This is a genomic window from Fundicoccus ignavus (genome assembly GCF_009659375.1).
Classification (GTDB): Bacteria; Bacillota; Bacilli; order Lactobacillales; family Aerococcaceae; genus Fundicoccus; species Fundicoccus ignavus.
The window spans coordinates 1-13,075 of the sequence record NZ_WJQT01000034.1 but is presented as its reverse complement, the minus strand read 5'-3'; the positions used below and the strand labels follow the sequence as shown (position 1 = coordinate 13,075).

13 protein-coding genes are annotated in these 13,075 nt (G+C 33.7%); 11 read left to right on the top strand and 2 right to left on the bottom strand.

The window, feature by feature from the left end; all coding sequences use genetic code 11:
* Window positions 1–196: 196 nt before the first annotated feature.
* The 7 genes from GF867_RS13175 (at window position 197) to GF867_RS13145 (ending at window position 9,025) form a co-directional block, all read left to right on the top strand.
* Window positions 197–3,094: an insulinase family protein gene (locus GF867_RS13175; RefSeq protein WP_153833557.1), complete on the top strand. Its 2,898-nt coding sequence runs from the start codon at window positions 197–199 to the stop codon at window positions 3,092–3,094.
* Window positions 3,095–3,789: 695 nt separating this feature from the next.
* Window positions 3,790–4,512: a LytR/AlgR family response regulator transcription factor gene (locus GF867_RS13170; RefSeq protein ID WP_153833556.1), complete on the top strand. Its 723-nt coding sequence runs from the start codon at window positions 3,790–3,792 to the stop codon at window positions 4,510–4,512.
* Window positions 4,509–5,804: a sensor histidine kinase gene (locus GF867_RS13165; protein WP_153833555.1), complete on the top strand. Its 1,296-nt coding sequence runs from the start codon at window positions 4,509–4,511 to the stop codon at window positions 5,802–5,804. The genes GF867_RS13170 and GF867_RS13165 overlap by 4 nt, the downstream gene beginning before the upstream one ends.
* Before the next feature lie 5 nt (window positions 5,805–5,809).
* The gene (locus tag GF867_RS13160) at window positions 5,810–6,163 is read left to right on the top strand and encodes an accessory gene regulator B family protein (RefSeq protein WP_153833554.1); all 354 of its coding nucleotides are present in this window, start codon (window positions 5,810–5,812) and stop codon (window positions 6,161–6,163) included.
* Window positions 6,164–7,270: 1,107 nt separating this feature from the next.
* A complete protein-coding gene (locus GF867_RS13155; protein WP_153833553.1) occupies window positions 7,271–7,642 on the top strand; it encodes a hypothetical protein in 372 nt (123 codons plus the stop codon).
* 1 nt (window position 7,643) lies between these two features.
* Window positions 7,644–8,225 (top strand): hypothetical protein, encoded by a 582-nt coding sequence (locus GF867_RS13150; protein ID WP_153833552.1) that lies wholly within the window; start codon window positions 7,644–7,646, stop codon window positions 8,223–8,225.
* Window positions 8,226–8,332: 107 nt separating this feature from the next.
* Window positions 8,333–9,025: a helix-turn-helix domain-containing protein gene (locus tag GF867_RS13145; protein WP_153833551.1), complete on the top strand. Its 693-nt coding sequence runs from the start codon at window positions 8,333–8,335 to the stop codon at window positions 9,023–9,025.
* Window positions 9,026–9,364: 339 nt separating this feature from the next.
* Here GF867_RS13145 and GF867_RS13135 read toward each other — a convergent pair whose 3' ends face one another.
* The gene (locus tag GF867_RS13135) at window positions 9,365–9,559 is read right to left on the bottom strand and encodes a hypothetical protein (RefSeq protein ID WP_153833549.1); all 195 of its coding nucleotides are present in this window, start codon (window positions 9,557–9,559) and stop codon (window positions 9,365–9,367) included.
* Window positions 9,523–9,879 carry a helix-turn-helix domain-containing protein gene (locus tag GF867_RS14450; RefSeq protein WP_366927844.1) on the bottom strand — a complete coding sequence of 119 codons (357 nt, stop codon included), beginning with the start codon at window positions 9,877–9,879 and terminating at the stop codon, window positions 9,523–9,525. Before GF867_RS14450 ends, GF867_RS13135 begins: the two co-directional genes overlap by 37 nt.
* 175 nt (window positions 9,880–10,054) lie before the next feature.
* Between GF867_RS14450 and GF867_RS13125 the strand changes: the two genes are divergently transcribed.
* The 4 genes from GF867_RS13125 to GF867_RS13110 are packed head-to-tail and all read left to right on the top strand — an operon-like array spanning window position 10,055 to window position 12,968.
* The gene (locus GF867_RS13125; protein ID WP_153833548.1) at window positions 10,055–10,549 is read left to right on the top strand and encodes a hypothetical protein; all 495 of its coding nucleotides are present in this window, start codon (window positions 10,055–10,057) and stop codon (window positions 10,547–10,549) included.
* Between the two features lie 33 nt (window positions 10,550–10,582).
* Window positions 10,583–11,605, top strand: a complete 1,023-nt coding sequence (locus tag GF867_RS13120) for a hypothetical protein (protein WP_153833547.1) — start codon at window positions 10,583–10,585, stop codon at window positions 11,603–11,605.
* 4 nt (window positions 11,606–11,609) lie between these two features.
* On the top strand, window positions 11,610–12,641 hold the full coding sequence (locus GF867_RS13115; RefSeq protein ID WP_153833546.1) for a hypothetical protein: 1,032 nt from the start codon (window positions 11,610–11,612) through the stop codon (window positions 12,639–12,641).
* Window positions 12,642–12,644: 3 nt separating this feature from the next.
* Window positions 12,645–12,968 carry an ATP-binding cassette domain-containing protein gene (locus GF867_RS13110; protein WP_153833545.1) on the top strand — a complete coding sequence of 108 codons (324 nt, stop codon included), beginning with the start codon at window positions 12,645–12,647 and terminating at the stop codon, window positions 12,966–12,968.
* The last annotated feature ends 107 nt before the right edge of the window (window positions 12,969–13,075 follow it).

Sequence of the window (13,075 nt, the reverse complement as noted above, 5' to 3'; positions counted from 1 at the left end):
TTCTTTAGAATCAGCGCGTGAGTGTGGTGCAGAAGGAGACCTTTTCAGTAGGCCTTTTAGGCCAAGGCCGGCAACAGAGGCTTCCAGCCGAAGAGCAAACCACCAGTTCACACTGGTGGTTTTGATTGTCAACAATTAGCTGTTTCTGTCAAAATAGGGTAAACTAGAGAGTAATTAAAATGAAAAGGAGCTTTATATGACTTTTAAATTATTAGAAACACAACAACTTCAAGATATTCAATCGGAAGCTCGTCTCTATGAACATCAGGAAACTGGTGCACAAGTACTTCGCCTAGCTAACGATGATACTAACAAAGCTTTCACTATTGCTTTTCGCACCCCTCCTACTAGTGATAATGGGATAGCTCACATTCTTGAACACTCTGTTTTAAATGGTTCAAAGAAATATCCGAGTAAAGAGCCTTTTGTTGAATTAATTAAAGGATCACTTAATACATTCGTTAACGCGATGACATTCTCAGACAAAACCATTTATCCGGTTGCCTCTACGAATGAGCAAGATTTCCAGAATCTCATGAGTGTTTATCTAGATGCTGTTTTCCAACCTAATTTCCGCGAAAATCCGCAAATTTTAGCACAAGAAGGATGGCATTACCACTTAGAACAAGCTGAGGATGACCTAATCTACAAAGGCGTTGTCTATAATGAGATGAAAGGAGCCAATGCTTCACCTGATCGTCAGCTGGCTAACCTTATCCAAGCAAGTTTGTACCCTAATACAACGTATGCAGTTGATTCAGGTGGTGACCCAGCTGCGATCACTGATTTAACTCAAGCAGAATTCATTGCTTTCCATGACACGTATTACCACCCATCTAACTCACTGACAATTCTCTATGGTAATTTAGATGAAGAAGTTGCTTTTAAGCAGTTGGCTGAATATTTTGATGGCATGCAAAAACAATCCGAATTAGTTGATTTAGCAATCGAAACGACTGAACCAGGACAAACAGACGTAGTGACTACTTATTCGTTATCAGCAGGCGATAACCCAACCGATAAAGATTATTTGGCTTTAAACTGGCATGTAAATGAGGTTGCTAACACCTTAGATTACTTTGGTTTAAGTATTTTATTAGATATTCTATTTGCTAATAATGAATCTCCGCTGAAAAAGGCTTTGTTAGACGCTGAAATCGGTGGCGATATTTCGTTTGACTATAACGAAGTAGGCTTTGTAGAAGCTTTATCAATTATTGCTAAATTCTCAAGTGCTGATCGTATGGTTGATTTTAAACGTGTTGTTAAAGAAACCTTAGAACAATTAGTAGAAGAGGGCATCCCAGCTGATTTAATTGAAGCATCTTTAAATAAACATTTGTTCCACTTAAAAGAGGCAGCCATTTCTGAAAGTAATCCTCGTGGTGTGATTTATGCCATTGAAGCCTTAAGCACATGGCTCTACAATTATTCACCATATGAAAGATTAGCGTTTTCTGAGCCGCTTGCTCAATTGAAAGTTTTAGCAACTGAAGGCTACTTTGAACAATTAATCGCCAGAAAACTACTAAATAATCCGAAGCAAGTGGCCATCACGTTAAAAGCTGAGCCAGGCAAGAATGATCGTCAGGAAGCGGAAACTTTAGCTCAATTAAAAACCTATCAAGAGAGTTTAAGTGAGGAACCAATCCAACAATTAGTAACTCAGACTCAAGCTTTAATCGCGAGACAGGAAACGCCAGATTCTGCTGAAGATTTAGCCAAGATTCCAAGATTAACGCGTGATGATTTAACAACGGAGACATCCATTAAAGAAATTATCACATCCGATTTATTTGAGCGTACGACATTTAATCATGCGGATGAATTTACATCTGGCATTGATTACTTGAATCTATACCTTGACTTATCAGACTTTGCCCAAGAAGATTTCCAAGCGCTTGGCTTATTAAGTAAATTAATGGGCAAAATGCCAACGAAAAATTACTCAATTGCTGAATTGCAAACACAGATTGACTTGAACACTGGCGGAATAAATGCGAGCGTCTCAGTCTATGAGAATATTCATACGGGGCAAATTACACCGTATCTTGTAATAAGTGGAAAAGCGTTAGAAAGTTCATTAGATGATTTAATCCGTTTAATGAAAGAAGTTTTATTTCATACAGACTGGCATGCTGAACGCGATATTTATCAATTGCTTCAAAGCTTTATTTCTAGCTTTGATCGTCAAATTGACTTTAGTTCACATAGTTTAGCAGCAACTCGCGCATTGAGCCAAGTAAAAATCAGTTCTCGTTTAAGTGAACAGTTATCAGGCTTAGCACAATATAGATATTTATTAGACACCCGTCAACAGTTTAATGACCATAACGAAAAAGCTTTAAGTGATCAACTAGTAGCTTTAATTAACAAAATAATTAACAGACAGCGAATTCATGCGCTATATGTCGGGGACAGTCAACGCGTAGATCTCGTTAAAAATAAGCTGCATGTTGCATTTAATGAGTTGCCAACAAGCGAATTAGCTAGCAAAACTGTCTTTGAAGCAGGTGCTTTTCAGAAAGAAGCCTTTATCACAGCGCAAGATGTAAACTACGTGGCGCAAGCTGTAGACGCGGATGGTATTGTACCATATTCTGGTTCAGCAAATGTCTTAGCAACACTTCTGCGCTATGACTATTTATGGAATAATATTAGAGTGAAGGGCGGAGCGTACGGAGCAATGTTCCAGCACAATCGTTCAGGAAGCTTAGCTTTAGTTTCTTATCGTGACCCGAATATCACAAAAACACTGGAGGCTTATCAAGAAATTCCAGCTTACATAAGAAATCTTGTGACCGACGAAGAAGAACTCTTCAAGACAATTATCGGTACCCTAAGCAATCTTGATCAACCATTATCAGCTTATCACCGTGGGATTAGATCGTTTAATATGAAACAAAACAGTGTAACAGAAGCAGATATTGTACAACTGAAAGAAGAAATTTTAGCAACTAAAACTACTGATTTAACACAATTAAGTGATTCGTTCACAAAAGTATTGGCTAATCCAGCAACTGCTATTATAGGTAATAAAGCGCAAATCGAAGCGATTAAAGACCGCTTTGATACAATCACTGAGCTTTACTAAGCATTCATCACCACACTTCGTTTAATTACAGACTAAGTGTGGTGTTTTTATAAAAAGGAGTCTGAATAAATGATAAGAATAATCGTAGGTATCATTGTTATTGCTGTAATTGTTTATACAGTTTATACCAGAAATGAATTTTATAAAGATCACGATGAGTAAGTAGTTCGATGGTCATATTTTATCAAACAGGAGCAGGAGCTCTCTTAAAAATTTCCTCTAAAACCCTAATAAAGTATCTAAAAGCCTTCTTTTTGGTCATACCTAACTTAGTTTAATCCATTTTTTTGTAATAATGATGTGATTAATTTAAGAATGTATCAGACTCGCTTGGAGGAGATAAGGGGAATTTAGAAGTTGATAGTTAGATTGATTTGCTCGTCAATAATGAAGTAATAATCAGCTATGAGGATCAACTTTTCTCTAAGTTCGAACAACTACTTGAGTATTCTATGATTCACAAGCACTATATTATTGAGGCTAGTTTACTCAACTACAATAATTATGCACGATTCGCTATAGAGCACAGCAAGCAACTCAGATCTATCTACTTCTAATTCAATTAACCATGACTTGTACCATGGCTTCTAATTAGGATACCAACAAATCTCCTAATCTGCTTGAATGCTATCGAAGCAGACTTATGTGATTGAATTCTAAGGCGTTAAAAATAATATAAGGAAAGAGAAAAAATTATGTACACCATTACTATTATCGAAGATGAGAAACAAATAAGGGAATATGTAAAAACAATTGTTTCAAGGACATTCAAGTCGCTCAATATTGATTATGATATCCTTACCTTTGCATCAGCAGAAGATTTTATCGGACGAAACAATAAGCAACCTATTCATCTTTTGCTCCTTGATATTGAATTGCCAGAAATGAATGGGATTGAATTAGCTCAGCAACTAGCACAAAACACTTCGCAAATACCAATTATCTTTTTAACCTCTTTTGAAGGCTATATGAGCGACGCCTTTGGAATTAACGTTCACCGTTATATCTTAAAAGATGAATTAGAACGGAGATTACCCAACGAATTAACAACACTCGTTAATACGCACATTAACCAACGCTTTATTCGCTTTAAGGTGCCAGACACAACCATACGGATAGAAGCAAATCGAATCCTCTATATTGAACAACTTGGACGTAATCCTTATTTATACCTTATTGATGGGGAGAGAATTAAACTGAGTACATCAACCTTGAAGAGTGTCTTCTCGGAGCTATCGGATAAACGCTTTTTAAGGACCAATAACCATATTATAGTCAATATGAACCATATTTATTCCTTCTCTTCCACAAAGGTCAAGTTGCATCAGATTTCTCGTTACTTTGAAATCTCTAGACGCAATCGAAATTATATTATAGAACAGTATGAAACCTACCTCATAGAAGGGAGTATCTTATGAATACTGATTCCCTACCCATACTATTTGAGTTAATCCTATGTGTCATTGACACGGCTATCTTGTATCGCTTTGCAAGCCTATTCTTGAAAAGGAAAATGTTAAGCCCTTACAGCCAATGGGGACTAGCAATCATACACACCCTTATTACGTTTGTGCTTAGTTTTATTGCAGTTTATTCAACAATAACCACCCTTATTCTAACACTGACCTTTGTCGTTTATATCTTTTTAGTCTTTGAGGGATCTGCTCATACAAAGATAAGGGTTGCTTTAATTGCTTATGTTTGTCTAGGTGTAATTACTGCCGTGGTCCAATCTCTAATAATTAGCTGGACCCCTGTCACACTGACTTTGATTGACAGCAATATCTTTATTTGGATGGGAGTAGGCGTGGGGATAAAATGCATTTATTTGCTCTCCGCAGAATTAGGGAGTTTAATCGTAAAGGGTGAGATTATACAACCTTTTATTGGATCACGCATTACACATCTGTTGTTTATAAGCACCTTCTTAATGTTATTAGTTTTATTTGACTACTTGGTAGATGATTTTCATACTAGTGATAGTGATGCCATTCACTATATGATATTCTTCTTCGGCGTATTCTTTAGCTTGTTATTTGTTTTGATTATTCTCTATTCTAGGCAAAAGCATAAGGCTTTAACTTATAAGCACCTTTTACAAGAACTCAAATTGAAAGAGCAAGCTGACTTAAATTTACTTTCTCATAACATGGAATTCCTTAAGACAAAGCACGACTTAAAGAATCACTTGATCAGTCTAAAATCCTTGCTGGAGATTGGGAAAGCTGAAGAGGCAGATACCTATATTACAAGTTTACTCGCTCAACCTACCTTTAAGACTTATGTCCATAGTAAAAATGACATTATTAATGCCTTGCTCAATAGTAAGATTGCGGAGAATCCTTCGATTCGTTTTCATATTCGACTGAACATCGAAGAATTCCCCTTTCATGCCCGTCATCTAACGGTTATCCTAGGCAATATCTTAGATAACGCCATTGAAGCAGTAACTCTATTAACGACTACAGAGAAAGAAATAGAGGTGATTATTACTGAGAATCATGATTATGGAAAAATCGTCGTAATCAATCCTTTTGATGGCGAACTGGAAGAAAAAGAAGGCCAATTATTTTCTCGTAAGGGTAAGGCTAGGCAGGGTATTGGTTTAATGAATGTACAACAGATGATAACGGAGTCTGGAGGCAAAATGATATACGCAACAGATAATCAAATCTTTCGGGTGACAGTCTTATTAAAGAAAGAAGGCTAAGATTTATGGAAAAAATTACGGAAGCCTTAAGTCGATTATTAGTAGACAAAGGTCATATTGAAAGCAAAGATTTCTACCGTATTTCCTTTGCCTTAGAAGTAGTGTTTAGTAATGTTATATCATTTTTGGTCGTGGTAATTTTGGGAATCTTATTGAATGCTGTCATTGAACTCATTGGATTTATCATAGTATTTATTGGATTTCGGCTGATGAATGATCGTTACCATGCCAAAACCTTTTGGCGTTGCTTATGGATGACAACTGCTACATTCTTAGGACCGGTGTCCTTGTCGAGAATACTTCCGATGGCTTATGTTGTACACTTTGTGAGTTTAGCTCTGCTATTTAATGGTTGGTGATTATTCAAGTTTAAGTATTTAGTATCTGAGCAATTTCTATTTATAATGGGGGCCTTGAATATTTGTATAATGAGTTTTGCTGTCTTTTATCCCCATTCCTAGAAACTGATTTCATCACATTGACTCTTGTCATTGTGGGGGCATCAACTATGTCCGTGTCTTAATAATTGCACATTTTACATTTAGAACGACACATTTTACATTGTTCCTTCAATAATGTTTTATTTGAGATAAAATAGAATCGGAAATAGGGAAGACAATGAAAAAAACTGATTCAAGTATTATTACAACTTTCAGATAAGGCAGAGAGTTTATCTCAATGGTCATTTTATAAACCGAAGTTGAAAAAGTTTGAGGACAACACATATAATTGAATTTCTTAAGTGTTTTATGGTTAAAAAGTGAGAGTATTTGGTAAAGATAGGCACTCTGTTAGTCTTGATTAGTCATATTATAACAACAAGGTAAGTTAATATTTGTCATGGAACAAAAAAAGATTAGTGGAGAAAAAAGAATAATTCCGTATTAATCAATACATGTAACAATGATACATTCAGGAAACTTAACGGACGCGATTAAAGCATCCAAATAGCCAAGTCCTGAATTGGCGAGCAATTTAAAGATGGTAATTGCACGATGCGAATATGCTTTTTTTTTAGAATCGCTAGTTGGCAATGTTCTTGATAAGTTAAGTGTTTCCTTTACGTGAGTCTACATTAAAATGTTCTTGCGTCATATTAATTCATGCTTGTCGATTGAGAGTTAGTGGTAACTTTAATATAACATGAAATTCACAGAGTGTTTTTTATGCATTTTTAGAGGTGGCTAACTTCATTATAAAATCGACTTTGGGATTATTATTTAGAAAGTCGATGTCATAATACGCAATTGAGACTTAATAATGTCAAGCAAATAGGTTATAATAACGGGGAACACTTGTATCACATCTCCTTTAGGTTGAGTTGGTTGTCATAAACTCAATTTTAACCTTAAATGGGGATGATACAAGTGTTTTTGTGTATTTTCCCGACAGAATAAGGATAAACAAAAAGATAGAAAAAAACAGGTATTCTTTTGGAATACCCTATAATTAGGAGGAAGATAATTATGAAAAAAATGTTGTTAGTTAGTTTAATTTCCTTGTCTCTTGCCAGCAATATAACTGGTAATCATATCTATGCTCAGGAATATAACGATTTTTCTGAGGAACAAACAGCTATGGTAGTGCCTGATGATGTTGTAAGAAGAATGTGGATTGAAAAAGCCTCTTATTATGCAACTTCTTTTCCAAATTTTCAATTTCCCCATCAAGTCTACTATGAAACAGTAAGTTTCCACGGTTACTTGCAACTGGTTGAATATACAAATGGTGTAGGATTTTATAGTGGATGGATTTATCCAAAATCTGGTTCAATCCCTATGCCAAGTAGAGAAAAAAATCCAGATGATGCTTCTATCTTAAAAAAAGAGGGTGATTAAAATGAAAAAATATATTCTTTTATTAAGTTTGTTTTTATTTTCTTTTATAGGTTTCAATGTTACTGCCAGCGCTGAAGAGATTTTTCCATATCAAGGATTTTTTGAAAATGCTGATAGTTCATTACCTGTAAAAACAATTGAATTTAATGAGTCATCTATTAAAATATTAATGAACCTTGATGCAGAGGACGTTGTGAAGACGAGCCAGTTTAACGTAGATATGAGGAATTTCGAGGAGAAAGCTATTTCTGAAAAAATAAATCCGACTAATCCTGCAGTTGATTATTTAAAGCACTTTAACATTGATTATGCTGCTATCTACAAAGAGGTCGCTGATCAGATAACGCCTGAGATGAACCAAGAGATGATTAATCAACTCGTTAGCGATTATTTACCAGAAATTGAATTTGAAGAAATCGATTACCCTAAGGAATATATTATTAAAAATCCTCATTACCAAAAGAATTCGGATGGAAAATGGGTAATTAAATTATGGGGTAAAACAGTTTTTATTATTAGTGAAATAGATGAACAGTCGTTTTTGGAAGAAGTATACGATTATACATTTAGCGAAAGTAATTGAGTAGTTAACCAATCTAAAAAAAATACTTTATGTCATAGTGATATGCTCCCAATAAAGTAGAAAGAGAAACCAAAAAAATCTGATTACTTTATTAGGGGGCTATTTCTATGTATAAAAGAGGAAGTAAACATTCGTTAGAAGAACGAGGGCAAGCTGTTCGACAAGTCATTGACCAGAATCAAAGTATACAGCGGGTGGCTAAGAACTATGAAACGAGTAGAACAGCTCTGAAGACATGGGTAAGAAAATATAAAGCAGAAGGTCTCGATGGCTTAAAGAAATCTAGAATGACGTTTTTTCGATATATTTGCTTAATTTTGTTAATGCTAACCTTGGCGTTACCTAAAATTGTGAACGCTAACGAAGCTTTCTATGGCCATTATGTTCCAAGCGAAGCCAGCATTATTAAGGAACTGATTATAGAACAAAACACCTTCCAAATTGTCCTAAATAATTATTCAGACACAATACCTTCCGATAACAATTTACAAAGAATAATGGATATCAGAAACTATCTTAAAAATATTGATTCCTATACATTAACTGTTGATTCTAGTGAAGAGAATATCAATGAAGCTTCTATTAAGCACAATTCTCAAATAGTTGCCATAGAATTCTGGGATGGTGAAGTTTTCCCAATGTTTGCTGTTAACATTTATAATCCAAGATATTATTTTGCTGATGATTATTTGACAATCACTTTTCCAGATAGAAGTACATGGTCATTTAAATTAGATGTTGAACATAATACGCTTGAAGATCACCAAAAGACGACCTTTATTCGAATTGATGAACCATAAGCTGTTATATTTAACTAGCAAACTGAAGCCAAATCAACTAATTAGCTCTTCATAATTTGAATCAGAGCCATTATCTGATGTAATCGTTTGAAAGAGTTGTGGGAAAAACTCCCCGACTCGCGCAAAGCTTCAATGGCTCCATCTACAGTCGAAGCCGTTTTATTCTCGATTTTTAGAGTGGCTTCATCATGGATGTTACGTTCAACTAAAGTCAACAACACCGGTTCAGTACCTGCTTTACTTCCAATGACTGTATCGATATTTCCCGATGGTCAAAACTTACTCTTATTTCAATTACTTTTGGACGATTTTCAATGGATTACCTTAAGACACGTTGTTTCAACGGGCTTTGTTCGACTTTTTCTTGGTGTTTCGGGAAAGTTTTTCTACTAAATATAAGTTACGAATTTTCATCTCACCGCTATCAATCCAGTGATATAAAGTTGTTGTACAAGGGATAACAGCAACGTCAAACAATTGATGTTTACGCGCAAAACCTACGACAGCATCAGGCGACCATTTGTATTGAAGCATTTTATCGTCTGCCCAGTTAATAAACGCATCGTAGGCGCCCTTTTGGCTCGTCTCCCACTATTAAGATGTTGATGCTCATAATTTACTTGACCGGCATCCGCATCGTAAATGGTATAAGGATGCTCGTAGATTTTACTGTTCTGTTTTTGGCGTCTGATTTGGGCAATGATCCCTCGTCTGGCTTTATTATGGATTGTTTGTGGCGAACGATTCAACAATTTGGCAATTGCACGATGCGAATAAGCTTCTTTTTTTAGAACCGCTAGTTGGCAACGTTCTTGATAAGATAAGCGTTTCTTTACGTGAGTCTGTTTTAAAATGTTCTTGCGTCATGTGAATTCATCCTTATCTATTGAGTGTTAGTGGTAACTTCAATATAACATGAAATTCACAAGGCGTTTTTTTATGAATTTTTAGAAGTGGCTAACCTCATTATAAAATCCGCCTTGGGATTATTATTTAGAAAGTCGATGTCACAAAAAGGATGGCTATATTATGAAAAGATTAACTAACAAAAAGGCTCTCTTGTTTTTAAGTGTTGTATTATTTTTTGTTCCTACAACACAAACTTACGCTGCAACAACTACATTATGGAGTGCATCTAATACTACATATGTTACAACAGAACATGGTGGCTATCTTTCTGACACTTATAATGGAACCGCTTCTGTTAGAGGAGCAGATAGATCTTTAAATTCCAGCGGTCGTAATGTATATTTTTTATGGACTCGAATAACTTATGATGTTCAGGGAAGTCAATCTTCCGCAACTGCATATTCTGGAGGGAAAAACGATGGAAGACAAGTAATACGGACAGTTCAGGTTAAAGATTTATGGAACAATGGACCAAAAACTAAAGCTTATTACAATTACAGTGCAGGAATTGTAGATGATAGTCTAGGACGATCGGCAGCATCGCTTGAAGAAGAGCAAGTCTTTTACGGTGGTGGATTGTTTGAAGATGGAGTTAATATAGAATTCGGTAATTAAGAAAATATTTATTAATAATTACGAGGTGTTAGGATGGATAAACGGTTGCATGCGAAAAGTATTTGGATGTTAATTCTTTTTATAGCTGTGAATTGCACTATAATATATGGTTTAAACTATATAATATCGAATATCCGTTCTAATACCCCATACGGTTTGAGCGAAAATTTTTTACACTTTAATAAAACAATTAACAATAATCAATATGACATCGATTTTCTAAATAATAATAATGATATAGTTGCTATAGCTCAAACTAATGATTCTCGAATTATTGGTATATATGATCCAGAAATGAAATACTATATAAATGCTACAAAGTTTACTATCCCAAGAAAATTTAGGTATTTTTCTTCACAGGATTATATGAGCAAAAGTAACGTTGCTGTAGTCTTAGATTCTATTGATCAAATAATTGAAAACGGATTTAACAATGATGATTATTCAAATTTAACTGAAGAATATAATATGGATGTCATTAATATTTTTGACTATAACTCCATGATAGCCAGAAACGATATCAAGGTTATTAAAAATTTATTTTCATTTGACCTCGGTCAAATAAAAGAGATATACATTGACTCAGAAAATACTGTTAGTCTTAATAATATTAAGAAGGAATTGGAGAGTAGAGGGTTTGAAGAAAAAAAACAGAGTATGGATAATAATCTAATTAAAATAATTTTGGAAAATTCATTTGAAAAAAAATATACTCAATTCGTATTATTGAGTTCTTTCAGTACATGGCTGACTTCCATCATAACATGTCTGATATACGCTCAAAAAGATAAAAAATTTATTTATATAAGTAGAATTTTCGGGGGGTCCTTATTCCAAATTATCAAAATTAAAATATTATCTTTCTTATATATGCTAGGTTTAGCAAGTATTTTATCAAATATTATATCCATTTCGCTATTATCAATAATCAAAAAGTACTATCTTTCTTTTAAAGATTTGTTTCAAATTCAATTTGTTTTTATAGGGAGTTATGTGTGCGTACTCATTTTATATTATGTATTTATAATCAGTAAAACGAAAAAAGAAATGTGGTGATTGCATGTTGATTGAAGTGGTAAAACTAGGATTTAAAGATATCATAAAATTTAGATTATATTTTATATTGTTGGAGGTTTTAATTCTCAGCATATCGATTGTGTTTATATCATCCTCATCTTCTCTTATCTATGCGCTAAGTGATAAAGGATACCAGGGTAATATTTATTCGGTTACTCCTATTAATTATGATTTCAGTAATCAAAAAAATATTGAAATGCAATTAAATGAAGTATTTGATGAAGGAGGCTATACATTCTTTTATTCTGAAAAATTAAATAATAAATTCCGATCACAAATATTAGTTATTTTTGGAAGATACGATAACGACTCAAACATCAAAGAAATATGGTGTATACCTGAGAATCAAAAGAGCATGTTGCTTGACAAAGAAATTGGAAAGGCAGAAGCATTATCTTTGAATTCATTGGATATTTCAAAGCTAGAAAAAATGGGAGTTAATAGCATGTTTTATGGTGAAGAAATGTCGTTTGTTTCTGTTTCAGATAGAAACTATAGTAAACTAAGTGATTATGGATTAAGTATCAATGAATTAATATTTTTAATTGAAAATACACAATTTACAGAGGAAGATGTAAGTAAAAAGCTAGACAATGTATTTGAAAATATATTTCAAGATAAATCATTACATTTAACAAAAAACATTACACCAATGGATAAAGAAGTAGACTTCCTTTTAAAATACATTCTAATATTTATACTGTTCTTGATGTGTTCTCTATTTTTTTCATACCTCATAATTATTACTAGCTTACTTAATCACCTAACAAAAGAATACGTTATACATTTGATATGTGGATCAACTAGAAAGAATATTTTTATTAGAAATTCTGTATTTGTTTGTTTACTATCAGGTATTAACTTCATGTTAATTAACCTATTAAATAATTTTAACTTAGATATGTTTTTTTTCATAAACCTATCATTATTTTTCTTTTTTATGTTTTCGCTACTATTGAGCACTATGTTTTCTCTGAAAAGAATTCGATTAAATTTAACTTCTCAAGGAGAGTGAATTATGCTTAACATATCTAATCTAACGAAAAAATATGGAGAAAATACGAAAGAAGAGGAGGTCGTTCTTAAAGACTGCTTTGTCAACTTTCAAAATGGAAATAAGTATATAATTTATGGAGAAAGTGGAACAGGCAAAACAACCCTTATTAAAATAATCGGACTAATTGACAAGCGTTTTCACGGAAATTATTATATAGATGGAGTAAAGGTCTCTGATTTTTCAGAAAAACAACTTGCAAAATATAGAAATGAATTTATTGGATTTATTTTTCAAAAAAATAATTTAATTGAAGAGGATAATGTCTTGGTTATTGCATTCAAATAGAGCCACTTCGGCGGAGATTAGAGCCACTCAATGCATAAAATAGAGCCACCCAGTGCGGAAGGTGAGCCAGATAAATCAACTTATTTATTACAACCTCTTGTATAATT

What these genes read in the sequence shown, in the direction of transcription:
- GF867_RS13175 (WP_153833557.1), top strand. Translation starts at nt 197, where the DNA reads ATGACTTTTAAATTATTAGAAACACAACAACTTCAAGATATTCAATCG.
- GF867_RS13170 (WP_153833556.1), top strand. Translation starts at nt 3,790, where the DNA reads ATGTACACCATTACTATTATCGAAGATGAGAAACAAATAAGGGAATAT.
- GF867_RS13165 (WP_153833555.1), top strand. Translation starts at nt 4,509, where the DNA reads ATGAATACTGATTCCCTACCCATACTATTTGAGTTAATCCTATGTGTC.
- GF867_RS13160 (WP_153833554.1), top strand. Translation starts at nt 5,810, where the DNA reads ATGGAAAAAATTACGGAAGCCTTAAGTCGATTATTAGTAGACAAAGGT.
- GF867_RS13155 (WP_153833553.1), top strand. Translation starts at nt 7,271, where the DNA reads ATGAAAAAAATGTTGTTAGTTAGTTTAATTTCCTTGTCTCTTGCCAGC.
- GF867_RS13150 (WP_153833552.1), top strand. Translation starts at nt 7,644, where the DNA reads ATGAAAAAATATATTCTTTTATTAAGTTTGTTTTTATTTTCTTTTATA.
- GF867_RS13145 (WP_153833551.1), top strand. Translation starts at nt 8,333, where the DNA reads ATGTATAAAAGAGGAAGTAAACATTCGTTAGAAGAACGAGGGCAAGCT.
- GF867_RS13135 (WP_153833549.1), bottom strand. Translation starts at nt 9,559, where the DNA reads ATGCTTCAATACAAATGGTCGCCTGATGCTGTCGTAGGTTTTGCGCGT.
- GF867_RS13125 (WP_153833548.1), top strand. Translation starts at nt 10,055, where the DNA reads ATGAAAAGATTAACTAACAAAAAGGCTCTCTTGTTTTTAAGTGTTGTA.
- GF867_RS13120 (WP_153833547.1), top strand. Translation starts at nt 10,583, where the DNA reads ATGGATAAACGGTTGCATGCGAAAAGTATTTGGATGTTAATTCTTTTT.
- GF867_RS13115 (WP_153833546.1), top strand. Translation starts at nt 11,610, where the DNA reads ATGTTGATTGAAGTGGTAAAACTAGGATTTAAAGATATCATAAAATTT.
- GF867_RS13110 (WP_153833545.1), top strand. Translation starts at nt 12,645, where the DNA reads ATGCTTAACATATCTAATCTAACGAAAAAATATGGAGAAAATACGAAA.